Source organism: Pseudomonas sp. SDT291_1_S447 (assembly GCF_054070155.1).
In genome coordinates this window covers 1-334 of the sequence record NZ_JBSVXS010000329.1, presented here as the reverse complement: position 1 = coordinate 334, position 334 = coordinate 1, and the positions used below count along the sequence as shown (strand labels likewise).

Genomic DNA, 334 nt, shown 5'->3' with positions numbered 1-334 from the left:
ACGCCACCGCCCAGGCCACCGATGCCTGGGTGCGTATCGAACGGATTTACGGCGACCTCGCCCGGTTTTGATTTTTCCTGGAGTCCTTTATGAACAACAAACATGGCGTGGCGCTTGCCGTCGCCTTGAGCCTGATGCTGTCCAGCTTTGCAAAGGCCGACGAAGAAGAAGGCGAGCTTGAACTCACCGAGCAGCAGATTCAGGCCGCTGGCATTCAGGTCGCACAGGCACAACCGCGATCGATCAGCACGTTGCTGGTGCTGCCGGGTGAAGTGCGCTTTGACGAAGATCGAACCTCCCACATCCTCCCGCGTACGGCGGGCGTGGTGGAGTC

At 59.9% G+C, this 334-nt stretch carries 1 pseudogene; it reads left to right on the top strand.

Going from position 1 to position 334, the window contains the following annotated elements:
- Window positions 1-89: 89 nt before the first annotated feature.
- Window positions 90-334 (top strand): annotated as a pseudogene (locus tag ACW9IR_RS29785) (efflux RND transporter periplasmic adaptor subunit); the annotation flags it as partial.